This is a genomic window from Pseudobacillus sp. 179-B 2D1 NHS, assembly GCF_045370945.1.
Classification (GTDB): domain Bacteria; phylum Bacillota; class Bacilli; order Bacillales; family Domibacillaceae; genus Pseudobacillus.
Genome location: NZ_JBIQDP010000030.1, coordinates 18,431 through 41,406, shown reverse-complemented (window position 1 = coordinate 41,406; position 22,976 = coordinate 18,431). Strand labels below are relative to the sequence as shown.

At 39.3% G+C, this 22,976-nt stretch carries 19 protein-coding genes and 1 pseudogene; 14 read left to right on the top strand and 6 right to left on the bottom strand.

Annotated elements, in window-relative coordinates; genetic code table 11:
* Nucleotides 1-4: 4 nt before the first annotated feature.
* A complete protein-coding gene (locus ACH0BF_RS21765; RefSeq protein ID WP_406910284.1) occupies nucleotides 5-1,489 on the top strand; it encodes an aldehyde dehydrogenase family protein in 1,485 nt (494 codons plus the stop codon).
* 111 nt (nucleotides 1,490-1,600) lie between these two features.
* Here the strand turns inward: ACH0BF_RS21765 and ACH0BF_RS25115 are convergent.
* Nucleotides 1,601-1,811: pseudogene (locus ACH0BF_RS25115) on the bottom strand (transposase); the annotation flags it as partial.
* Nucleotides 1,812-1,897: 86 nt separating this feature from the next.
* On the opposite strand from ACH0BF_RS25115, the gene ACH0BF_RS21760 reads away from it, so the two are divergent.
* From ACH0BF_RS21760 to ACH0BF_RS21705, 12 genes are all read left to right on the top strand, one after another.
* Nucleotides 1,898-3,364, top strand: coding sequence for an alanine/glycine:cation symporter family protein (locus ACH0BF_RS21760; RefSeq protein WP_406910283.1), 1,467 nt, complete (start codon nucleotides 1,898-1,900; stop codon nucleotides 3,362-3,364).
* Between the two features lie 536 nt (nucleotides 3,365-3,900).
* Complete coding sequence (locus ACH0BF_RS21755; RefSeq protein WP_406910282.1) at nucleotides 3,901-4,212, top strand: SLC5/6 family protein; 312 nt, start codon at nucleotides 3,901-3,903, stop codon at nucleotides 4,210-4,212.
* Nucleotides 4,213-4,533: 321 nt separating this feature from the next.
* Entirely contained in the window at nucleotides 4,534-4,806 is a 273-nt protein-coding gene (locus ACH0BF_RS21750) for an aminopeptidase P family N-terminal domain-containing protein (protein ID WP_406910281.1), read from the top strand.
* A 550-nt stretch (nucleotides 4,807-5,356) separates the two neighbouring features.
* Nucleotides 5,357-5,830, top strand: a complete 474-nt coding sequence (locus ACH0BF_RS21745) for an AAA-type ATPase lid domain-containing protein (RefSeq protein ID WP_406910280.1) — start codon at nucleotides 5,357-5,359, stop codon at nucleotides 5,828-5,830.
* Nucleotides 5,831-6,301: 471 nt separating this feature from the next.
* A complete protein-coding gene (locus tag ACH0BF_RS21740) occupies nucleotides 6,302-8,047 on the top strand; it encodes a sigma-54 interaction domain-containing protein (protein WP_406910279.1) in 1,746 nt (581 codons plus the stop codon).
* A 249-nt stretch (nucleotides 8,048-8,296) separates the two neighbouring features.
* Nucleotides 8,297-9,403: a DUF917 domain-containing protein gene (locus tag ACH0BF_RS21735; protein WP_406910278.1), complete on the top strand. Its 1,107-nt coding sequence runs from the start codon at nucleotides 8,297-8,299 to the stop codon at nucleotides 9,401-9,403.
* On the top strand, nucleotides 9,387-10,943 hold the full coding sequence (locus ACH0BF_RS21730; RefSeq protein WP_406910277.1) for a hydantoinase/oxoprolinase N-terminal domain-containing protein: 1,557 nt from the start codon (nucleotides 9,387-9,389) through the stop codon (nucleotides 10,941-10,943). The genes ACH0BF_RS21735 and ACH0BF_RS21730 overlap by 17 nt, the downstream gene beginning before the upstream one ends.
* Nucleotides 10,944-11,008: 65 nt before the next feature.
* Nucleotides 11,009-11,731 carry an aspartate/glutamate racemase family protein gene (locus ACH0BF_RS21725; protein ID WP_406910276.1) on the top strand — a complete coding sequence of 241 codons (723 nt, stop codon included), beginning with the start codon at nucleotides 11,009-11,011 and terminating at the stop codon, nucleotides 11,729-11,731.
* A 122-nt stretch (nucleotides 11,732-11,853) separates the two neighbouring features.
* Entirely contained in the window at nucleotides 11,854-13,173 is a 1,320-nt protein-coding gene (locus tag ACH0BF_RS21720) for a purine-cytosine permease family protein (protein ID WP_406910275.1), read from the top strand.
* Between the two features lie 29 nt (nucleotides 13,174-13,202).
* Nucleotides 13,203-14,297, top strand: a complete 1,095-nt coding sequence (locus tag ACH0BF_RS21715) for an S-methyl thiohydantoin desulfurase family protein (RefSeq protein ID WP_406910274.1) — start codon at nucleotides 13,203-13,205, stop codon at nucleotides 14,295-14,297.
* Entirely contained in the window at nucleotides 14,297-15,877 is a 1,581-nt protein-coding gene (locus ACH0BF_RS21710) for a hydantoinase/oxoprolinase N-terminal domain-containing protein (RefSeq protein WP_406910273.1), read from the top strand. Before ACH0BF_RS21715 ends, ACH0BF_RS21710 begins: the two co-directional genes overlap by 1 nt.
* 98 nt (nucleotides 15,878-15,975) lie before the next feature.
* Nucleotides 15,976-16,998 (top strand): dipeptidase, encoded by a 1,023-nt coding sequence (locus tag ACH0BF_RS21705; RefSeq protein WP_406910272.1) that lies wholly within the window; start codon nucleotides 15,976-15,978, stop codon nucleotides 16,996-16,998.
* A gap of 344 nt (nucleotides 16,999-17,342) precedes the next feature.
* Here ACH0BF_RS21705 and ACH0BF_RS21700 read toward each other — a convergent pair whose 3' ends face one another.
* Both ACH0BF_RS21700 and ACH0BF_RS21695 read right to left on the bottom strand, forming a co-directional pair.
* Complete coding sequence (locus ACH0BF_RS21700) at nucleotides 17,343-17,546, bottom strand: hypothetical protein (RefSeq protein ID WP_406910271.1); 204 nt, start codon at nucleotides 17,544-17,546, stop codon at nucleotides 17,343-17,345.
* Nucleotides 17,543-17,665 (bottom strand): hypothetical protein, encoded by a 123-nt coding sequence (locus ACH0BF_RS21695; protein WP_406910270.1) that lies wholly within the window; start codon nucleotides 17,663-17,665, stop codon nucleotides 17,543-17,545. Before ACH0BF_RS21695 ends, ACH0BF_RS21700 begins: the two co-directional genes overlap by 4 nt.
* A gap of 1,065 nt (nucleotides 17,666-18,730) precedes the next feature.
* Between ACH0BF_RS21695 and ACH0BF_RS21690 the strand changes: the two genes are divergently transcribed.
* Entirely contained in the window at nucleotides 18,731-19,057 is a 327-nt protein-coding gene (locus ACH0BF_RS21690) for a hypothetical protein (protein ID WP_406910269.1), read from the top strand.
* Nucleotides 19,058-19,616: 559 nt separating this feature from the next.
* Here the strand turns inward: ACH0BF_RS21690 and ACH0BF_RS21685 are convergent.
* Genes ACH0BF_RS21685 through ACH0BF_RS21675 form a run of 3 tightly spaced genes read right to left on the bottom strand, consistent with a single transcriptional unit; the run spans nucleotide 19,617 to nucleotide 22,620 of the window.
* On the bottom strand, nucleotides 19,617-20,633 hold the full coding sequence (locus ACH0BF_RS21685) for a glycosyl hydrolase family 8 (protein ID WP_406910268.1): 1,017 nt from the start codon (nucleotides 20,631-20,633) through the stop codon (nucleotides 19,617-19,619).
* Nucleotides 20,630-21,865, bottom strand: a complete 1,236-nt coding sequence (locus ACH0BF_RS21680; protein ID WP_406910267.1) for a glycosyltransferase family 2 protein — start codon at nucleotides 21,863-21,865, stop codon at nucleotides 20,630-20,632. The genes ACH0BF_RS21685 and ACH0BF_RS21680 overlap by 4 nt, the downstream gene beginning before the upstream one ends.
* Complete coding sequence (locus ACH0BF_RS21675) at nucleotides 21,862-22,620, bottom strand: hypothetical protein (RefSeq protein ID WP_406910266.1); 759 nt, start codon at nucleotides 22,618-22,620, stop codon at nucleotides 21,862-21,864. Before ACH0BF_RS21675 ends, ACH0BF_RS21680 begins: the two co-directional genes overlap by 4 nt.
* Nucleotides 22,621-22,976 lie beyond the last annotated feature (356 nt).

The window sequence follows — 22,976 nt, the reverse complement described above, 5'->3', positions numbered from 1 at the left end:
TAACTTGTTAACAACGCAAATTGAATTAAAACCACAGGTAAAAGCTTTTCTTGAAAAGGATATTGATCTTTTTATCAATGGACAATCTGTGCCGTCTGTCAGCGGGAAAAAATTCGAAACGATTAACCCGGGAACCGAAGAAGTGCTTGCATTCGTCGCCGAGGCACAAAAGGAAGATGTAGATTTAGCCGTCAAAGCTGCACGGCAAGCCTTTGAAACTGGAGATTGGCCTAATCTTAGCGCAGCGGAGAGGGCCCATATCATTTACAAGTTTGCTGATTTAATAGAAGAACACCGCGAAGAATTAGCTCAATTAGAAGCACTTGATAATGGTAAGCCATATGAAGTTGCCCTGCATGATGATATTCCAGCTACGGTTGAACATTATCGCTACTATGCAGGCTGGGCAACAAAAATTCTTGGCCAGACATTCCCGATTTCAAAGGATTATTTGAACTATACGAGACATGAGCCGATTGGGGTTGTCGGTCAAATTATCCCGTGGAACTATCCGCTTGTGATGTCCGCTTGGAAAATGGGTGCGGCTCTTGCTACAGGATGTACAATCGTGTTAAAACCAGCAGAACAAACTCCACTTTCTCTTATGTATACAGCTAAGTTGGTAAAAGAGGCTGGCTTCCCAGATGGGGTGATCAACTTTGTTCCAGGGTTGGGCCAAGAGGCGGGAGCTGCGATTGTCAACCATCCTGATGTCGATAAGGTTGCCTTCACAGGGTCAACGGTAACTGGCAAATACATCATGCGCCAGGCAGCTGAAACCGTTAAGCATGTGACACTAGAGCTTGGAGGGAAATCTCCAAACATTATCCTAGAGGATGCTGACCTTTCAGAGGCGATCCCAGGTGCCTTCAATGGAATCATGTATAATCATGGACAAAACTGCAGTGCCGGCTCACGCGTATTTGTTCATAGAAAGCACTACGATCAAGTAGTTGAAGAGTTTGCTAGAATGGCCAATGACATTAAGCTTGGAAAAGGGATGGGAACTGAAACTGAAATGGGTCCTCTCGTATCAGAGAGACAACTTGAACGTGTCCTTGGCTATATCGAAAAAGGAAAGGCGGAAGGAGCCCGGGTGGCAGCCGGTGGAGAGCGTGCTTTTGATAAAGGCTACTTCGTCAGGCCAACAATCTTTGCAGATGTAACAGATGATATGACGATTGCAAAGGAAGAAATCTTTGGACCAGTAGTTTGTCTCCTTCCGTTTGATACAGTAGAAGAAGTAATTGAAAGAGCAAACAATACTCCATACGGACTTGCAGCTGGTGTTTGGACCGAAAATGTAAAAACCGCACACTATGTGGCCAACAAATTAAAAGCAGGTACTGTTTGGATTAATGATTACAATCTTGAAGATGCAGCAGCTCCATTCGGCGGATACAAGCAATCAGGAATCGGACGTGAAATGGGATCTTATGCACTTGATAACTATACAGAAGTAAAGTGTGTCTGGGTTAAATTAAAGTAAAATATTTTTCTTGTTTGTCATCTTTCGTTTTAAACATAGCCGAGGGTTCCGCATAAGCATGTTCGAACCCTCGGTGGCATCGAGTGATGAAACACTCGTTATATTTAGGGCAAAAGCGGACTCTGTTGGGACCACCGTACAGGCCAGTATTTCTTTCGATTCGTCCTCACCAAATGCCGACAGCTAGATAGACCATTTCTTTAGAGACCGCGCTACGCTTAACTGCAATGTAAGTCGCGTCCCCATATACATGCGCATAGTGGGAAGAAAGTTAGAGTGACTGGAAGGCTTTCACTTGTTCGCTCAACACCTGCGTCATGTGTCTTTGCTTTAGTCAGAAAATTCTAACTATAAGATGATATAAAGAAATTGAATTGTTTTCTCAAGACATATTCTGGGAGGTATAGCATGGAGGAGTTAGTAAATTGGGCGGTATCGAAGGTTTGGAGCCTTGGGCTAGTTGTTTTTGCACTTGGTGCTGGATTGTTTTTTTCCATCATGACACGCTTTGTGCAAATAAGGTATTTTAAAGAAATGCTTAAGCTGTTGTTTGAAGGAAGGAGATCTGAATCGGGTGTCTCTTCTTTCCAAGCATTCTGTATGGCACTAGCAGGACGTGTCGGTATAGGCAATATCGCCGGTGTGGCGACAGCTATTGCCTTCGGCGGTCCTGGAGCTGTTTTCTGGATGTGGATTATGGCCCTGCTTGGAGGCGCAAGTGCTTTTATTGAATCAACACTTGCCCAAGTTTATAAAATAAAGGACGGGGAGCAATATCGAGGCGGGACACCTTATTTTATTGAAAAGGGATTAAATATTAAATGGTTCGCGGTATTGGTAGCTGTTGTTGTAACCCTTTGCTATGGGGTATTGGTTCCTGGTATACAGGCAAATACCATTGCTGTTGGATTTGAAAATACGATGGGCCTTAATCGAAATATCACGGGAATTATCTTGATTGCTTTGCTTGGTGTCATTATTTTTGGCGGTGTTAAGCGGATTGCGACTGTTGCCGAAAAAGTTGTCCCATTTATGGCATTAGGATATGTTGTTATGACTTTCGTTATTTTAATGGCTAATGCGTCAGAAGTTCCAGCCATGTTCTCTATGATTATCACAAGTGCATTTGGTACAAACGAGATGTTTGGCGGAATGATCGGTGCAGCCATTGCCTGGGGTGTTAAGAGAGCGGTGTTCTCTAACGTTGCTGGTGTTGGGGAAGGCACCTATAGTTCGGCAGCAGCAGAGGTTTCCCATCCGGCAAAACAGGGTCTTGTTCAAGCCTTTTCTGTTTATATTGATACCATTATTGTATGTACAGCTACGGCCCTGATGATTTTAATAACCGGCATGTATAGCATTACTCCGGAAGGACAGAAGCCCATTGTAGAAAATATGAAAGGAGTCGAAGCCGGCCCGATGTGGACACAGGAAGCAGTCGAAAGCGTTATGCCTGGTTTCGGTTCCTTGTTCGTCGCTATCGCTATCTTCTTCTTTGCTTTCACCACCTTAATGGCCTATTATTATATTTCCGAAACCACCCTTGTTTTCCTTGATAGAAAACAAAAATTTAAATGGGTAAAAAATGCTTTAATGGTTATTTTCTTAGGAATGATTTACTTTGGAAGTATTAAGTCAGCATCTCTTTTATGGGCACTTGGAGATTTAGGTTTTGGAAGCATGGCTTGGTTGAACCTTGTAGCCATTCTGCTATTAACAAAACCAGCCTTAAAGGTTTTTAAGGACTATGAATCTCAGAAAAAAGCCGGCTTAAATCCAGTATTTGATCCTCTTAAGCTGGGGATTAAAGGTGCAGATTTTTGGGAGGAGAAAAATAAAGAAACATCTTCAAAGGATAAAAGAACTACTGGTTAAAATAGTAAAGAGGCGGTTTCTCCACTCCCATTGGCAAGCCAAATTGATTAGCGAAAATTCCACTCAATTTTCCATAATATAGAGTTTACGAGTCCCAGTACATTAGATGATCTTTTATATTTGGTTCAATCAGATGGATGGAAATTTTGGATCGACTCAAAAGAAAAACGAGAACGGCTGAATAAAACAAATGAAGGCCCTATCTAAGAAGCCTTCATTTTTATTTATCTTACAAATATTAGTTAGTAATCTATACTCCTCTCTTGGATAAAACGGGTATTAGATCAATAAAGGAGACACGAGTTATTCAGAATTGGATCAGGCGTTAATCCCACTTGGTATTATAGTTATCGGTTTTGTCTTTTTTCTTACCGGTGCCATAATGTCAATTGGAGTTGGGAATGCGGATATTGTGACTGTTATGCAAGGGTTAGGATTTCCTTTCTGGGGCTTTTTAATTTTGTAGCTTGCCCTCTGGACAAGTCAAATAGTAGCTAGCTATTCTACTGGCCTTGATGGGAATATTAGATTATTTTATGGACTTCCTTATCTTATTAGAGGTTATTTATCCTGCTATTGCTGGAGTGATGTTTGCAGATTTCTTCTTTATAAGGAACAAAAGATGGGGAGACAAAAGCGGGTGGAACTGGCTTGCAACTTTTGCGTTAGTCGTTGGTGCCCTGGTCGGTTATTTTACTCAATATCACTTCCCAATGGGGATACCAGCTGTTCAATCTATAGTTATTTCAGGGGCTGTCTACTTGGTATCGATGAAGCTAAAGGCAAAAGTGAAGCCGGATCATTTCACTGAAGTTCAATCGGATGGTGTTGATGAACATGCCAGTTAGACAGTGAATGATTAGAAGAATTTTAAGCAAAAGCTATAACGAAGTGGGATAAAACATCCCACTTTATTTATTTCATTAAAAATAGACTTGGATGAGTACTGCGGAAAGATAACTAGAAAGTTTATTGAGTATCTTTAATAAATGATGAGTAGCAGAAATATGAAATTTAGGAGTGACCTCTTTATGTGTAGTCCATATCGATCAAGGGTTGATAAACTAATTCATTATTTGAATAACCAAAATATAGAATTGGCAATTGTTTCTCATCCGAAAAATGTCTTTTATTATACATGATTTAATACTGAGCCGTATGAGCGGTTTATGGCCTTAGGGCTTGATTTAAAAAAGCAAACTCAATATCTGTTTGTTCCTTCTCTTGATGAAGAAGCAGCAAATAAATCTTCTTACATAAAGCAAATTGTCTCGGTTTCGAATGAATTAAATCCCTTCCAAATTTTAAAAGAAACCGTAGGAGAAGGCATAAAGGTCATAGGTATAGAGACAAAAGAGGCTTCTCTATTCCAGCGGGAACAGCTAACTCACTTCTTTTCTGATTTTGAATACAACGATATTGGTGATTTTATATCCACCTAAAGAATGAAAAAAACCGCTGCTGAACGTGTTAAAGTTCGAAAAGCTATTCAAATAATTGAAAAAGTACTGGAGGAGGGAATTAAGAGTGTTAAAGTTAGCATGAGTGAGCTGGATTCGGCAGCAGAGTTTATCTTGAGTTGTTCCACGACAGTAATTGTTTTGAGGGATGGCAGTTACGAGGCGACAAAGGTTTTTATTTATTTCACCTTATGAAATCCTTTATCAGTAAAAAAGAAGTTGAGTATCTAAAAGGTACTGAACCTCTTTTTGTTCGAAAAGTAGAGAAGAGCATAAAGAGAAAGGAGTTAACGTGTGATAGGGTACATTCTTTAATAAGACATATAAACCTCAGATTTGAGTATTTAATGTACAGCTAAGGCAGGACGAGTTGGTAATGACTTCTTGAAAGTTTTTTCAGTTTATTGGAATGTATACATTCATAATTTGTCGGTAGTGAAAAGACAGCGATAAAGGATTTTTACTCCATAAAAATAAAATGTCTTTGGACTCTTTCATGAGATACTAATAAATAAGCAGGCAAACTCTGCTCATGTTTGTACATTTTCTGTTTGTTATAAAACTTGTCATTATGTTTAATATCATACCGATTGAAATAAAACCATTAAGAGAACGAAAAGAAGATATAAATGTACTGACCTTTCATTTCTTGGATAAATTTAATAAGAAGTACAAAAAGAATGTAAATATGCCATTGGAAATTCTGACACTATTAAAAAACTTTCATTGGCAGGGAAACGTACGCGAGCTATCAAATGTAATAGAAAGGTATGTAGTATTATCTGGTGAAAAAGATGTTATTTTGGAATATGTAAGCTTAGCGGATTACCCAGTAATCAATACTGAAAATATTACAGATTTAAAAAAAGAAGTACACTATTTTGAAAAAAAGATAATAATTGATACATTAAATAGAGAAAAAAGTTCTTATAATGCAGCTATAAAGTTAGGGGTTTCTCAATCATATATATCAAGAAGATTAAAAAAGTATCGAACAGATATATAATTTAATGAAGGGATTTTGATGTTACCGGGAATCTGGATGAAGGTACCGCCCAGGAAATTGTCGGGCTGTGCGGGCACTGGCCCATAAGGAAGGGAAGTGTGTTATCGTTGTTACTCATGACTCGAATATTTCCCGCGATTCCGATGTGACGGTGAAGCTGTCGAAAGGGAATATTACGGTTTCGTCAAATGATCGAGAGCTGGTTTCGAATTGAAAAAGGTGCCTTTCCCCAGGTGGGGGAGGTACTTTTTTGGGTTGCGCTGTATCGAATGCTTTTGGTTCTTTTACCAGATGCAGAATGGAAGTGGCACATAAATGAACTAAATTGGATCATAAGTGGAAAAACATGCACACATAATTTATGAAAGTAATTCATAAAGTCCAGCCTTTTGTCTCACTGAAATTTTAATTCAGAATATTGACTTTGTTATGATAGAATTATAAATTATTTGATATTTGGGGGTGATGGCTATGCTGGAAAAATTAATGACAGAAATGAAGTCGGGTGCCGCAAAATTTTTTCAGTCGTATCCTGTTAAAACAGATGTATTGCTGGCAGGAAGAGAATGGAAGGATTTGCATCTAAATTGTCAGATTGCCTCTAAGATCATGAAGACCGGAATCAATGCGATAGTAAAGCAGAAATCTGATCATAGTACATGTATGTCTTGTTCTGCGAAAGATCATTGTTCAATTGAATCTGCTGCATTTTCTCCCATTTTCATCAAAAAAAGAGTGGCAGGAATTATATTAATTACTCCCATAAAAGAACAAAGGGAGTGGCTGCAAAATAATTTGGACATTCTAGAACTTCAGCTTGATTTATGCAGTGAATGGGCAGGTGCGAAACTAGAAAATCATGAAATGAAAAAGGAGAATAATCAGTTTTTAGGAGAGATCAATGGAATATTTCATTTTATCCATGAGCCTATATTGATAGCTGGCAGGGACGGAACCATTCATAACATCAGTAATAGGCTGTGCAGCATGCTGAATAAAACTCAAGCAGAATTAATAGGTGAACATATTACAGAAGTCATTTCGGTTCCGGACTGGCTAAAGATGGCCAAAATAGCCAATCAGCATGAAATGAATGTCTCTTTCCATACAAGTAAAACCATAGGAAAGTCAGAACCCTATACGGCCCGTTTAAAGCCTATTTTATCAGCTGGACAAATCGAATCATTTCTTATCCAGTTAAATCCCATTTTAAAATCAATGAAAAAAGAGGATAAAAGATTTCTGTACTCCTTTCATGATGTTAAAGGGACAAGCGAGGCCATTCAACGTGTGGTTGAAATAGCAAAAAGAGTAGCTCCAAGCGATTCTTCGGTTTTACTTAGAGGTGAGAGCGGTACCGGGAAGGAAGTATTCGCCCAGTCCATACATCAGGCGAGCAATCGAAAAGACGGCCCATTTATCGCCATCAATTGTGCAGCTATACCTGAATCGCTGTTGGAAAGTGAGCTTTTCGGACATGTAAAAGGGGCTTTTACAGGTTCAAACGCAGATAAACCAGGAAGATTTGAGATGGCCAACGGCGGAACGATATTTCTGGATGAGATAGGTGACTTATCTCTTCATCTCCAGGCTAAATTGTTAAGAGTGGTTCAGGAAAGAAAAATTGAACGGGTTGGGGATACGAAAACCACTCCTATAAATGTACGCATCATAACAGCTACTCACCATAATCTGGAAAAATTAGTTTCCGAAGGGCAATTCAGGGAGGATTTGTATTACAGGCTAAATGTAATTCCAATTACTATTCCCCCCCTAAGAGAAAGAAAAGAAGATATTCCTATTCTCGTCGAATACTTCTTAAAATCGTTTTCTCAAAAGCTCTTCCGATCACCAAAGAGATTATCTAAAGATGTCAATGAAATTCTGCTGCATTATCATTGGGCAGGTAATATACGGGAACTCCAAAATGTTGTCCATCATTTTATGCAATTGGAGATCGGTGATTTGGTCACCATTAAAAGCTTGCCTTTCTATCTAAGTGACCTATATAAAAGTCAGGTAAACAAGAATGCTCTTCAGCAAATACCGGCTGAAACATCCGGGAGAAGAAAGAAATATTCAGAAGAAAAGGAACTAATTCTAAAGCTATTGGATCAGTTTGGCAGAGATACGACAGGCAAAAAGAAAGTAGCTGAACAGTTGAACATAAGCCTTCCTACATTGTATAGAAGGATTAGCAAGATGAAAATTAAATGATCCTCTTCAGTTAAAATAAAAGGGTTTAAAATATGATAAAAAGTCAAAAAAATGAGAATAAATGAGAAAACTTGAGAAAATTGTTTAAATCATTAGAATTTTCATTTTTAAATTCTTTCTCATTATCAACTTTTTTGCGTTTGAAGAAATCATAAAGGCAATTAATCCCATGCTCCTCAAGCCTGAGGGGTTTTCTCTTTTCTGGCACAGTTCTTGCATTAATAAAATTTGAAAGGGGCAGCACATCATATGTCTTGGCAGATTAGAAAGAATGACATTCCCATTTTAGCATTAGGAGCAAAACTATTATCCTGTGGCGGGGGCGGTGATACGAAAACAGCGGAAAGTCTGTTGATATCCATTATGGGAGAAGATGATGTCATTGCGGTCAAATCCATCTCAGATCTTGGGGATGAATGGGTGGCCGCGGCAGGAATTATGGGTTCTATTGTTTTATTTAATGAGGATATTCCAAGCGGCCGTGAAGGAGTCCAGGCTTTAAAGCTTTATGAATCCGTCATATGCAAGAATGTAGGAGCCCTAATTTCAATCGAAATAGGCGGTGTTAATTCCTTAATACCCTTAGTAATAGCAATCCAAGCGAATTTGCCCGTCATAGACGGGGATGGAATGGGAAGAGCCTTTCCAGAATTATTTATGACTGCCTTTCATTTATCGGAAATTCCGTTATCACCGATGGTTTTACAGGCGCATAACACGAACAGGGTTATTTATGACGCGGAAAATGCTCATTACACAGGAGAAATGGCAAAGGTTTTTACCGTAAAAAATGGAGGTCATGCCCATTTAGTTGGATATGGAGCTAAAGGACGGAAAATGAAGACGTCTATGATTCCCGGAACATTAAATTTAATTTTCAGGCTGGGCAATGTCCTTAAAAGTGAAAAATCAGCAGGCGTCAAAATGGATCATATGATACACGTTTTTGAAAACTCCATTTATGGGAAGCCTCAGCAAATCATTAGCGGAGTGGTAACAGAAGTATGCCGCTGGTTTGAAAAAGGCTCACTTGTAGGAAAGTTCATTGTTGAAGGGCGATCTGCATTTTCTGGTCAACGGATTGAAATAGAATTCAAGAATGAATTTATATCCATAAAAAATGGCCAATACATCTGTACAGCGCCTGATCTCATCCTGGTATTAAATGAGGAGAATTTCATTCCTTACAATGTTTCTGAAATTCAATCAGGTCTTTCCATCACCATATTTGCTGTCCCTGCGCCTAATATTCTTCGTACAAAAGACATGCTGGAGTTAGTCGGTCCGAATAGCTATGGATTAGCCTGTTCATTTAAACCGTTTCAGGGGGATTCAGGCAATGAAACTTGGAATTGATGTAGGTGGTACAAACACAGATGCAGTAGTCATAAAGAATGACGGCAAGCTTCTTTCCTGGTCGAAACACTTAACAACAAAGGATATCATTACCGGCATTGAATTAGCAGCAAACGAAGCTTTACGGGATGCGAATATTCCGCCAGAAAAAATTGACGGTGTATTCCTGGGGACGACTCATGTGCTCAATGCCTTATACTACCCCAACAATCTGGCAAAAACCGCGCTGATCCGCATGACCAAGATACCTTCTTTAATTGAACCTGCCATACAATGGCCATCGAATCTTAAGAAGTATATTGGGAAAGTGTATGATTTTAAGAGTTTGTGTGATTACAAGGGGAATAAGGATGATTCTTTAAATCTGAATTCTGGCCAAATAAACAAGTTGCTCAGCGATATAGAGAAATACAGCATTGAATCCATTTGTATTGTAGGGGCTTATTCCCCTTTATATGAAAAGGAAGAACAAGATATCCGGAAAATCATAAAGGAACATTATCCCGAAATACCGGTTACGATGTCACATGAAATTGGAAGTACCGGTTTTATAGAAAGGGAAAATGCAGCCTTAATAAATGCCATTTTATCAAAAGTTATAAGGCAGGCTATGACTGACTTATCAAAATTATTTAAGATTCTATCGTTAAATTGTTCCTATTGGCTTACACAAAATGACGGTTCACTTATGGAAATTCAAGAGGCTTCGGAATATCCCATCCTGACGATTGGTTCTGGTGTGAGCAATAGTATTAGAGGCGCCAGTATCTTAAGCGGTTTAAAGAGCTGCATTGTTGTGGATGCTGGCGGAAGCACAATCGATATTGGAAAAATCATAAATGGACAGCCCGAAGTTTCTGTAGGTTCTTCTTCTATTTTTGATATTCAAGTTAATGTCCGTGTTCCGCAAATTCATTCTTTGCCATATGGAGGCGGGAGTCTTATCACGATAGAAAAAGAATTAGCGGAAATCAAGGAAACGATTGCAAATGATATCGAACAGCAGGGGATGGCATGGGGAGGACATAAATGGACGTTAACCGACTCCTTCCTTAAACTGTTTCCCGATTCTTTTCAAGATGAAACTTTACAGCTGAAAGGATTGGACCTTTTATCAAAAGAAGACTGCAGAAAAGTTATTCGCAAGGTAACAAAAGATATTAAGGCGTCAATCTCACGCCTCCAGCCAAGCGTCGAGGATCTGCCAGTCATTCTTGTTGGAGGCGGAAGTCCGCTTCTCGCCAATCGCTTATTTGGCAGATACAAAAAGATATTGCATCCGGCTGGCTATCATATTTGCAATGCTGTCGGAGCATGTTTTGCTCCTCTATCTGCAGAAATTGATAAAGTTTTCTGGCTGAATGGCATAACCAAACAGGAGGTCATAGACCAAGCAAAAGATCAACTTTTTCAGCAGCTGATGCAAAAGGGTGCGAAACAAGAAAGCATAGAGCTTGTATTATTGGAAGAGTTTCCATTTGATTATCTGGAAGGCGAAGTGTTAAGAGTTCGGTTAAAGGCTTTAGGAGAATTGGCCTGATAGGATGAGGTCTTTCCATTTTAAATATAGATAATGAAAAATTTTAACAAAGGAAGTGTATGAGAATGAAAATCAAAGTGATCATGCCTATTACATCGGATATCTTTAATGAGGAAATTAAAGAGGAAGTTAAATACTATGCATCCGATACAACCGAAGTGGGAGTTACAAGTCTGGATTATGGGCCTGCCTCTGTTGAAAGCGAATATGATGAGGCCTTATGTGTGCCTAATTTCTTAGAAAAAGCAAAAGAGGCAGAAGATGAAGGATATCAAGGCGTTATTAGTGACTGCTTCGGAGATCCCGGTGTAAAGCCTGCCAGAGAGATTTTGGATATTCCAGTTGTGGGTGCATGTGAAGCCTCTATGCTGTTCGCAAGCTCTCTTGCAAAATCTTTTTCAGTGGTAACGGTGCTTCCAAATGTTGTCCCAATGATTGAGAATATCAGCAAGACTTTAGGTGTAAACGGAAATTTGGCTTCAGTACGCTATGTGAATATTCCTGTCTTGGAAGTTCACGATAAAAATAGGCTGAAAAGAGAATTATACGAGGAAATGATTAAAGCAATCGAGCAAGATCATGCACACTCACTTGTATTAGGCTGTACAGGCTTTATGGGAGTAGCAGCAGAACTGCAGGAACGCTTAAAGCAGAACGGGTACGATGTTCCGGTCATCGATCCGGTGTTTGCCGCTACGAAACTACTTGAAAGCCTGATTTCGATGGGAGTAAAACAAAGCCGCCTGACTTACATGACACCTCCATCTAAAAAGCGAGTAAAAAGTTAATAAGAAAAATGAGCTTAGTTATATCGCAATTTACTTTGCCTCAAAATAAGGGGAAGCTTCTCTAAATCGAACAAAAACATACAAAGCAGAGGAGAAGTAATTTAAAAAGGAGGTGGAAAGTCGTGGGAGATAATTCAAAGTTAGGAGACGATTACTCTCTATCTAGAGTTCCCAAGTCAGCACGCTTGCCAATGTGGGATATTATGCTTGTCCGTGTTGGTGCTCTGGCGACACTCTCTCAATTTATGCTTGGGGCTGCTTTGGGATACGGAATGACTTTTTGGCAGGCGTTTTGGGCCATGATGCTCGGAAGTGTTATATTGCAGGTTGTAAGCTTTCTAATCGGTTATGCGGGGGCGCGTGAAGGGCTTTCTACGAGTCTATTATCTCGCTGGACAGGATTCGGCCGATACGGTTCGACCATTATTGGAGCCGTTATCGCCATTTGTACAATTGGCTGGTTTGGTGTGCAGAACTCTGTTTTTGCCAATGGGCTGGTTCAGGCAACAGACGGCAAATTGAGTCTGCCAGTCGCAGCTGCTATCACTGGACTAGGTGTAACAGTATTGGTTATTTTTGGATTCAAGCTTTTGAGCATGACTGCGAAAATTGCCGTACCAGCCTTCCTATTGGTAGTAGGGGTGGGAATCTACCAAGTATTAAGCGACCACTCCATTTTTAACCTAATGAGTACTCCGCCTCCGGGAGAAGGACTTTCCATCGGTGTAGGTGCAACAATGGTTGCGGGAGGCTTCATGATTGGTGCAGTCATCACACCTGACTTCAGCCGCTTTGCCCGAAATGGCAAGGATGTATTCTGGATGACCACTATCGGAACCCTTGTGGGCGAGCTTGGTGTCGGAATGATAGCGGTTCTTATGGCCCATGCAGCCAAAACAAGTGATGTTGTCAGCATTATGCTTCAAACATCGGGCTGGCTTGGAGCTGCAGTTGTTGTTTTTTCAACAGTGAAAATTAATAACTTAAATCTATATTCTTCTTCACTGGGATTTACAAATATCATTGATTCCGTATTCAAGCTGAAAGTAAATCGCGGGCTCATTACCCTTATCATTGGTGCGATCGGAACACTGTTATCCATTCTCGGCATCCTGGACAGATTTGTGGATTTCCTCGTTCTGCTTGGAATCATGATTCCTCCTATAGCCGGTATTATGGTGGTGGATTACTTCGTGTTAAAAACATATCGTAAAGCACTTGATGAAAGCAGGGAAAAAGGCATCTTGCCATCAGAGCCGGAGAAATTAAATCCAGTGACTTTATTCGCCTGGGCTGCAGGATTTGCAGGCGGCTATTATATAACTCTAGGAATACCATCCATTAATTCGCTGTTAATAAGCGCTATCATCTATTACCTCGGTGTAATAGCTATGAAAACCATATCCGGCAATAAAAAGGTTAAAGAACATATTGCATCATAAATTTTTTGAATATTGGGAGGTTTTGAAAAATGAGGAAACTAGGCAAACAGGAGATTGAAGATATAGCAGTAGGTGCCGCCTTACTTGGAACGGGCGGAGGGGGGGACCCTTACATTGGAAAGCTCATGGCATTGCAAGCGATCGAGGAATATGGGGAAATTACACTTTTAGATCCAGATGAGGTGCCGGATGATGCATTAATTGTTCCATCAGCCATGATGGGAGCGCCAACTGTTATGCTTGAAAAGGCCCCAAGCGGTGAGGAGGCAGCTGCAGCTTTCAGGAACCTTGAATCGTATTTAGGGAAAGAGATTTATGCAACTATGCCAATTGAAGCAGGCGGATTAAATTCCATGCTGCCCTTGGCCCTTGCTGCCAAACTTGGCCTTCCGGTTGTAGATGTGGATGGGATGGGACGAGCGTTCCCTGAACTGCAAATGGTCACATTCTACCTGGATGGAATCTCTGCTACTCCTATGGTGATCGCAGATGAAAAAGGAAACACAACACTATTGTCGACAATCAATAATGTCTGGACAGAAAGGATTGCCCGGGCTGCAACGATTGAAATGGGGGGGGGTTCCATGATTGCCATCTATCCAATGACAGGCAAAGATATTAAGGAAAGCGGAATTAGTAATATCTTAAAACTTGAAGAGGAAATCGGCAAAGCAATCCGGCTTGCTAAGGAAAATAATGCAGACCCCATACACGAAGTCCTTAAAAAGGCTAAAGGGTTTGAACTGTTCCGCGGCAAAGTTAGTGATATTAACCGGAAGACAGAAACAGGTTTTGCAAGAGGAGTGGCAACCTTTGAGGGGATCAATGAGTATAAAGGCGAGACTCTCGAGGTTCGATTTCAGAATGAACATCTTCTTGCCCAGACGGATCAGCGCCTGCTTTGTGTCACACCTGACCTGATTGCGGTACTTGATGCAGAAACTGGCCTTCCAATCACAACAGAGGGGATTAGATACGGTGCGAGATGTGTCATTATCGGAATGCCTTGCCATCCAAAATGGAGAACTGAGAAGGGGATTGAAACAGTTGGTCCAAAGTATTTTGGATATGATGTGGAATATGTCCCAGTTGAAGAACTAGCCAAAAAAGGAGTGACAGTATAATGGGTGTGTATCGCATTGGAATTGACGTCGGGGGAACCCATACAGATGCAGTGCTTTTAGATCAGGATAATAAAGTCATTTCGGAAACAAAATCACCTACAACAGAAGATGTGGCAACTGGCATTTATACAGCTATGAAAAAAATTATAAAGGATGGGAATGTCCCGCGGGAAGAAATCAAATATGCCATGCTGGGAACAACACACTGCACAAACGCAATTGTTGAGAGAAAAAGAATGAATAAAATTGCCGCAATCCGAATTGGAGCCCCTGCAACACTCGCGGTTAAGCCGCTGATCGGAGTACCTGATGACCTGCGGGATGCACTCGGAAAATATGTTTACCTGATCCGGGGAGGGCATGAATTTGATGGACGCGAAATCGTTTCTTTAGATGAAGGGCATTTATATCAAATCGCAGAGGAAATCAAAGGGAAAGTCGATTCTATTGCTATCACTTCTGTTTTCTCTCCAGTTTCGCAAGCTCATGAGCACAGGGCAAGTGAAATCTTGAAAGAAGTGCTGGGAAATGATATTTCTGTTTCCTTATCATCCGAAATTGGATCAGTAGGATTGCTGGAAAGGGAAAATGCAACCATTCTGAATGCGGCCGTTGTCCAAGTTGCTAAAACAGCCGCGGATGGATTTATCAATGCTTTAAAAAATGAAGGTATTGAGGCCAAAGTCTTTTTCGGACAAAATGATGGTACCCTCATGTCTGTTGAGTATGCGGTGAAATATCCGATCTTCACAATTTCTTGCGGCCCAACGAATTCACTGCGCGGTGCATCGTATTTAAGCGATTCCTCAGATGCTATCGTTGTGGATGTTGGCGGTACAACGTCTGATGTCGGGGTTCTGGTTCAGTCATTCCCTAGGGAATCCTCCCTGGCTGTGGAAATTGGAGGAGTCCGCACGAATTTCCGGATGCCGGATCTGATTTCTATTGGACTTGGCGGCGGAACGATTATCAGAATTCAAGAAAATGGTGGCTTCACAGTTGGACCTGACAGCGTAGGATATCGGCTGCCGGAAAAAAGCCTTATTTTTGGAGGGGACACGTTAACCGCCACAGATGTTGCAGTAGCACTCGGCAAAGTAAATCTTGGCGATTCTTCAAAGGTAGCACATCTAGATCAAACATTATTGAATAAGGTCTATGATAAAATGGTCGAGCTTGTTGAAGAAGCAATTGATAAAATGAAAACAAGTGCGGCACCGGTACCGGTAATCCTTGTTGGCGGAGGAAGCATCTTGCTGCCGGAAAAATTGAAAGGTGCATCAGAGGTCATTCGTCCTGAACATTCAGGAGTAGCAAATGCCATTGGAGCAGCAATCTCCCAAGTAAGCGGACAAATTGAAAAGGTATACGCCCTGGCTGAAATCGGAAGAGAAAAGGCACTTCAACTTGCTAAAGAAAAGGCTATGTCGGAAGCAATCAATGCTGGTGCTGATCCTGATAGTCTGGTCATTGTAGATATAGAAGATGTTCCGCTTGCCTACATGCCCGGCAATGCAACTCGTATTCGCGTAAAAGCTGCAGGAGATTTAGCCCGTATGGAAGTGAATGAGTTAGTGTAGGCTTGGCCGATATTGTAAAAGCTCTGGTACTATTGCTAGAGCTTTTTACTCATAATGGACAGGTTGAACAGTAATATTTTAGTATGGAGGACAATTGAATGGAAACAGCAACATATATAGATCAGATTAAAAATCACACTCTTATTATGGATGGCCACTTTGACTTATTGATGGACGTGGCAATTCAAAGGGAACGCGGAAGAAGGAAGGTGATTGAAACAGATTATTGGCCGCGTTTTAAACAAGGCGGCGTGAATATTATCATGGCAGCTATTTTTATTGATAGCAGTTTTTTGCCGGAAATGGCCCTGCGGAAAGCCTTGAATCAAGTAAGTGCATTGTTTGAAGAAGTACAGGAATCACCAGATAAGTTAATGATCTGCAAGAATAGTGAAGACATGCTGCTGGCCCAGAAATCAGGCAAAATCGGTTTCCTGCTTTCTCTTGAGGGTGCAGAGCCAATTGGGACCGACTTAAGCCTGTTAAGGGTATTCTATGAATTGGGTGTCCGAAACATGGGCTTGGTGTGGAGCAGAAGAAATGCTGTCGGTGATGGAAGCCATTTCAGCCCGATTCGGGAAGGCAGGAAAGGCGGCATAACCTCTTTTGGTGTCCAGTTAATTGAAGAAGCAGAACAACTGGGAATGACGATTGATGTTTCCCATTTGAATGATGAAGGATTTTGGGATGTCATTGAAATTTCAAAAAAGCCTATTATTGCTTCCCATTCAAATGCAAGGGCTCTTTTGAATACGATGCGCAATTTAACGGATAACCAAATGAAAGCCATTGCCTCCAAAGGCGGTGTTATCGGAATAAACGCGGTCAGCATTATTATCGCGGCAGAAGACGAAAACAGTAATCTGGACCAGTTGATTAATCATCTTGATTATATGGTTCAGCTAGTTGGCATTAATCATGTCGGAATAGGTCTCGATTTATGTGATGATTTCTTCAAATATGTGTCCGCAGAGGATTTAGCCAGCATGCCTCGGAAACCGTTCGACGTGATTAACGGACATGGAAACCTGGGTCAATTGATTAAGGGATTTGCAGATAGAGGGTACAAGACGGAAGATATAGAAAAGGTTTTGGGACGGAACTTTCTGAGAATTTTTTAAACCTGAAGCTAGTAAATAATCGTATGCAACCTGACTAGTAAAAAAAGGTGCTTTGCCCATTGCAGTTCTTGGGAGAGGCACCTTTTTGGCGAACATTATTTCTTTCTTGAAATAGACGGTTGAATGAAAAATTGTGCATATAATCGAAAAGTGATGCATAAATGAACAACCCAACCCTGAGCATAAATCGAAAAAGTGATGCGCAAATCTATGAAAGTGGTGCATAATTGTAAATGCCTCCTAATTTACGCGGAAAATTCCTCTTTATTCATACAACCCGCCCGTATACATGCTGGTCAGGTTCACAAGAATTTCTTCCATTTCGTATTTATCCTCGTTCATCATCAGTCTTCCCACATAAACATCTCATTCGAGTAGAACCAGACTCTTGCGGTGAGGGATGGATCGAGAGGCTGCTTGACTAGTTTTTGCACCTGGGCATAGCGGATACCCACCGAAATCTGCTCGATGAATCGTTCGCGAGTCATATACCATTTATGGTCGATTTCAGGAGAGGCCCCGATTGCTTCTTTTACTACTTTCATCATATCTGCTCATCCAAAGCCAGCTGCAGGAAAAGGCGAACCTGCTTTTTGATATTTGCATAGGCTTCAACCTTTGTTTGCGGTTGGAAGGACATCTCGGCCACTCCGTAAAATTGGTTCATCAAATCTTCCATCAAGGTAATAAAAAGTTCATCTTTATTTTTAAAAATAGACGTAAGCCGTTCAGTAGCCTGTTTTGGCTTTTTAAATAATTTGCAGATGGTGGCTTTTTGAAAGCACTTTCGAGGAAAATTTCTTTTCCGGCTTTCAGGAGTTTGCTACGCGTCTTAAGGACTTGCTGCTACCTTGCCGGCAATTGGTCGATTGAGTTTGTCATGCTTTCATTCCTTTGCCAGTTTGCTTTTATATATCGGATCTTGAAGTGTTTTTTATTATAAAAGTGTGAAATTTTGACCGTCGATAACTGTCCAGTTCCAGCTACCCCTCGAGGTCACAAGCCAATCCTCTCAAAAAGGCAGAGAACGCCTTTCCGTGAGGCTCGTCTTGTGCTTGAGTCCCCCAGGATGGGGGTCATGTAGACGTTGCCACAGGACATGGCGTTCTTAGTCTGCATTCCTTCGTGGGCAAGGTACTTGACTGTTGACACAAAGGTATAGACTGTTATGTGAAATGACACAAAAGCCCTTACTATCTTGTAAATATACGAATTTTTCTTTCTGCTCTTGTTGATGTTGACCATACCGTAGCATGCTATTCAATTTCGCGTAAAAGTGTATTTATGTATAAGGTGTGCTTAGAGAAAATATATGAAAAAAAGACAAAGTTGTTAAAGGATCCTCTCTTTTATTCATTGAACTTCAAACACATACCGTATAAAGGACAAGTTTTTATTATTAACTGCTGAACAATAAATACTTGAATAATTGAGAAAGAGGCACATGATTACCAACAAAAAAATCATGTGCCTCTCATGTCTCTATTGAGCAAATTAACTCTGAAAAATCTGTGCAAAATACTGTCAAATGTAGCTTTGAAATAAAGACGTACTGTTTATAAAAAAGATGTACCATTTTAAAGAAAGTCATATCGTTTATAAAAAGGATGAGTCGAAATTATCTACATTTCAGTTTTGTTATTGAACTAACCGTAAGGATTGTTGAACAAGCGTGGATTAAAATCTATATTATTGTAATACTTGAAAGTAGATCAATTAGGGAGGGTATTGAATGAAAAATACATTGCTAATGAGAACAGAAGCTTCCCAATCATTAAATTTTTTAATTTATATCCAAAATATATTTTTAAATCAAAGTCAGAGTAGTAATGAATTGAAATTCCCTTATATACCAACAAAGTGCGAATTCCGAAAAGACTTTGTTATGCATTATAGGGAGTTATGGGACGAAATATCGAAGCGAACTTCTGAACAATCATTAAATGACTTAAAAATTTTCACTGAAGAAAAAAGCTTATTTTACCAGGAGTTATTTGCTAAAGACGATGATACTTTAAATGAATTTAATGAAATATATCAATCCTTTAAGGCATGGTGAGGCAGCTTTGCTGGGCATATTGCGATAGAAAGGTCTATTGATGAAAATCTACAAGACATTTATTTGGAATTAGCGAATTTGCTCACAGAAAAAGGACTTAAACCTCAAAAAGAATTGAATATTAGCGTAATCTATGATGAATGCTTATTAGTTGATTTAAAGCCCTCTTCTTATTTTGCAATTCTTTCTATAAGGGATTGTTTTGTGAACTACAAAGAGTTAATCCTAAAATTACAGTTAGGTATTTATTAAGCTAACGAATAGAATTAGTTGAACAAGGTAAATAAAAAAGTCGATTTCTTAATACCTCAGGAAATCAGCTTTTTTATAGATTGAAACTTCCTTAGCATTGTAAATCCGCATTTTCCTGACAGTGCCCCTTTTAGAGCTACATAACCAAATATTTTGGCTAATGGTTGGAACACGAAAAATATAACACATTGACACATTGACACTTGTATCATGCAGCTAGTGGAGATAGCGAGGGATCAGTTGTGAATAATCCATATAGTATAGGTGTTTAAAAGCCAATAGATAGTCGACTTTTAAACACGTCTTATTAATAAGTAAATATATATTCAGAATGAATGTAATCAAAAAAATGAGCATTATAGAGAATGGGGTCGTTTTCTAACTGCTTTGCTCGCTTGATGACTTCTTCAGCTACGTCCTGCTTGCCAATTTGTTTTAAATAAGCTTGCAAATAATAATACACAGATAATGACTCATATGAAACAGAAGGCTGTAGAGACTGACGGTCGTATTGCCCAAAAAGTTTGTGCTTATCGTCCCACTCTTTTAAAAGCCATTGATTGAAATTGTCCGAGTTATAGCCAATATTTTTTCGATTAATAGCAATTAGCAATTGATCAATCATATGCACCGTTTTATTGTGTGCGTAGGTTTCTTTTTCTATATCAAAATACTCTGGAAAGAAGGGATCTTTATTATCGTTTAAATGGATGAGTAGCTGTTTCGATTGCTCGGTATTCGGAAAAAGCGAAAAAAAGTCAGGGGTCAAATAACTTAAGGTAATTCTCGCTGATGGCTTCTCCATCGACCAATCATAGAAGTCAACATAATAGCCTTGTCTCTTTTGATTTTTTGATATTGTTTCCTGAATACTTTGAGCCAACTGTTCATACTTTGGTTCTTTGAAAATCTGACCAGCTTTTTGGAGTGCGGCTATAATCCTCACGTCATCAATTAGCGCATTAGTGTTAGTCTCGTTATCCAGCTCCCATTTAACATAGGTTTCTTTTTTTTGGGCCACAACAAAGTAGTTGTAAAAGGCATTATACAATTTGTTAAAGGCTTCTTTGTTTTCGATGTGGAGTAAATAATCCATATATAAGCCTATACTTTCAGATAAATACTGAGAATTCGGCTGGTTAGGATAAGCTTGAATTAATCCATACTTAGTATTTATATAATGGTTGTTCACTGTTTCAACTACTCTTTTTTCTCTGCTATCTTCTTTTCCGTTCTCTTGTCCGTAAAAGGTAAAAAAGACTAGGCTGATTAACAAGATGATAACTAATATCCAGAACCCCCACCGTCGATAGAGATTTTTCATTGGCTTTCTCCCTTATTTTTAAAACGGGCTGTTTTATCCCATCCGATTGTTTTTTTTCGTATTCTACTCCATATATACATGGCAAAACTACGTGTTAAAAGAATGATAAATAACTGGGCATAAGTAAAATACATGATCAGTACAAATAAAACATTCATAAAAGAAACATTTCGATCCACGACAAGAGCGCTTAGTAGCTGTGATGTATAAACGATATAACTCATAAACCACAAAATTAATAAAGGTGCCTTCATGTCAGGCGGTGTATAGCCTGACACGCTCATAATAAAAAAAATATCTGAGAATAAGAGCAAAAGGACAAAAATTAAGTAAGTTAACAAATGCTGCATGGAGAGAATGAATGTTCGTCCTTTCCAGTGAGATAAATCATGAAAGGACTTTTCCAGTAAATAAATATTACCTATAAGCCAGCGAGTCCGCTGCTTAATAAACGTTTTGATTTTTTCAGGCTCTTGCTCCCATGTTTTTGAGGAGGGGACAACAGGTAATCGGTAACCAGCAGCGGTGATACGAATGGTCAGCTCTGCATCTTCAGCTAAAGCATACGCATCATATCCCCCAACTTCTTTAAGAATGACTCTTTTTAATAGCATATTTGTTCCTGCAAGAGAACCTAATTTAAATAAAGTCCATCTGCCACATTGCATTAACAATTGAAATACTTGGAATTCAAGGCCAATCATGCGGGTTAGGCTATTAACATAAATATTTTTGGTTTTTACATAACCGACGGCTCCTGCCGCTTTAGGCGTGTTCTTGGCTGCTTCTACCAGTTTGACAAGGGCATCTGGCTCTGGTTCATTGTCAGCATCATATACAATGAAATAATCAGAGTGAGAGATGCTTAATCCATAATTGAGTACACGAGATTTTCCTTTTGGTTCTCCCAGAGGCACGGGGATGTAATGGATATGAGAAAATAGTTTGGAAAACTCTTGAGCAATTGTACCGGTATTATCTGTTGAGTTATCATCAAGCAGGTAGACATCCATTTGCCCAGGATAGCGCAGTCTCGCCATGGCGCGCAATGTTTGGTTAATAACCACTCCTTCATTGTGGGCAGGTATCAAAACAGCCACGCTTGGATATTTTGCAAGCTTCTTTAACGGTTTAAAAGTAAGCCGATACCATACACCTGCAATGGTTAATGCTGAATAAAACATTAACAATAACCAGAAAAAAGTCATTGTTATGAGTAGTGGCCAGGTCATTGTATTTCCCCCTCTATGGGCGCTAGTAGATTTTCATCTTTAAAATGCTGAACTGTTACTTCATATGGAAGAGTAATGGTATTTAATTCGCTTTTTAGTTTTCCTTCAATTCTGTCCAAAACAATTTTTACCCCTGCTTCGTCGGTATCCTTTAAAATAAAATAAATTTGATCAGGTATAGCTGTTACTAAATCAAACTGCTGACGCATAGAAGACAGGACGATAGTTTCCAAGTGTTCCTGTAAATTTTCTTTCACGTATTTCCCTTCATAATTAATAGTCATTTTGATCATCCAGGCCTGTCCATTTCGTTGGGCAGATCGTAAAATCCATTTTGCCTGATAAATGAACTCATGAGGAGTTAAAATGCTTGTTTTTTTATCAAACTTTTCTAGAAGAGAAAGTTGTTTTTTGAGAAACACATTCTCATAACTGATGGTTTTTACATAATTAATTAATATCCAGAAAAGCAATAAGAAGCTCGTCAGTAGTAGATGATCATAAATATATAGCATTTGTTTTTCTGATGATTGGTTATTTACAAAGGCATAAACAGTTAAGAAAGCTCCGTAACTTAATATAACGGTGATGGCATATAAGAAAACGAAACGATTGTGCAAAAGGCTCATTATAAGTATAGAGACAGCTGCCAAAGCAATATTTATCTCGCAAAAGGGTAATTCAAGATAAATGATAGACCATCCATTCGCTAAAATTAAAAGAATTAAAAAGCCAATAATAAAGTTGTTTTTCATAGTAATCCTTTCTAGTCATCTTTCTAAATTGATTGTTGATATGATCTTTTTATATCTAATTTTTATATCTAAAGCAACGCTAACCATATATAACCAATAGACACAGAGTGATAAGAAAAGAATAGTGGTAAGGTTGCTAGGTAATTATAATATTAAACATAATTAGACTACAAAAAGGTTTATGAAATAGAGATATTCAAATACATTAATCTATCACAATTTTTTCTCTGAACCAGCAGTAGTATAAAAAAGATGAAAAAATCACTGTCAATTATGTACCCATAAAGCTACAAAGCGTTCATGAAAATTCCCTCCTATCTCTTGTCATTTCCGTAAAATGAATTACTTTGTAGTGT

Bases quoted from the DNA above. Each gene is read 5' to 3' on its own strand.
- ACH0BF_RS21760 (WP_406910283.1), top strand. From the start codon at position 1,898: ATGGAGGAGTTAGTAAATTGGGCGGTATCGAAGGTTTGGAGCCTTGGG.
- ACH0BF_RS21755 (WP_406910282.1), top strand. From the start codon at position 3,901: ATGGACTTCCTTATCTTATTAGAGGTTATTTATCCTGCTATTGCTGGA.
- ACH0BF_RS21750 (WP_406910281.1), top strand. From the start codon at position 4,534: ATGGCCTTAGGGCTTGATTTAAAAAAGCAAACTCAATATCTGTTTGTT.
- ACH0BF_RS21745 (WP_406910280.1), top strand. From the start codon at position 5,357: ATGTTTGTACATTTTCTGTTTGTTATAAAACTTGTCATTATGTTTAAT.
- ACH0BF_RS21740 (WP_406910279.1), top strand. From the start codon at position 6,302: ATGCTGGAAAAATTAATGACAGAAATGAAGTCGGGTGCCGCAAAATTT.
- ACH0BF_RS21735 (WP_406910278.1), top strand. From the start codon at position 8,297: ATGTCTTGGCAGATTAGAAAGAATGACATTCCCATTTTAGCATTAGGA.
- ACH0BF_RS21730 (WP_406910277.1), top strand. From the start codon at position 9,387: ATGAAACTTGGAATTGATGTAGGTGGTACAAACACAGATGCAGTAGTC.
- ACH0BF_RS21725 (WP_406910276.1), top strand. From the start codon at position 11,009: ATGAAAATCAAAGTGATCATGCCTATTACATCGGATATCTTTAATGAG.
- ACH0BF_RS21715 (WP_406910274.1), top strand. From the start codon at position 13,203: ATGAGGAAACTAGGCAAACAGGAGATTGAAGATATAGCAGTAGGTGCC.
- ACH0BF_RS21710 (WP_406910273.1), top strand. From the start codon at position 14,297: ATGGGTGTGTATCGCATTGGAATTGACGTCGGGGGAACCCATACAGAT.
- ACH0BF_RS21705 (WP_406910272.1), top strand. From the start codon at position 15,976: ATGGAAACAGCAACATATATAGATCAGATTAAAAATCACACTCTTATT.
- ACH0BF_RS21700 (WP_406910271.1), bottom strand. From the start codon at position 17,546: ATGATGAAAGTAGTAAAAGAAGCAATCGGGGCCTCTCCTGAAATCGAC.
- ACH0BF_RS21695 (WP_406910270.1), bottom strand. From the start codon at position 17,665: ATGAACCAATTTTACGGAGTGGCCGAGATGTCCTTCCAACCGCAAACA.
- ACH0BF_RS21690 (WP_406910269.1), top strand. From the start codon at position 18,731: ATGAAAAATACATTGCTAATGAGAACAGAAGCTTCCCAATCATTAAAT.
- ACH0BF_RS21685 (WP_406910268.1), bottom strand. From the start codon at position 20,633: ATGAAAAATCTCTATCGACGGTGGGGGTTCTGGATATTAGTTATCATC.
- ACH0BF_RS21680 (WP_406910267.1), bottom strand. From the start codon at position 21,865: ATGACCTGGCCACTACTCATAACAATGACTTTTTTCTGGTTATTGTTA.
- ACH0BF_RS21675 (WP_406910266.1), bottom strand. From the start codon at position 22,620: ATGAAAAACAACTTTATTATTGGCTTTTTAATTCTTTTAATTTTAGCG.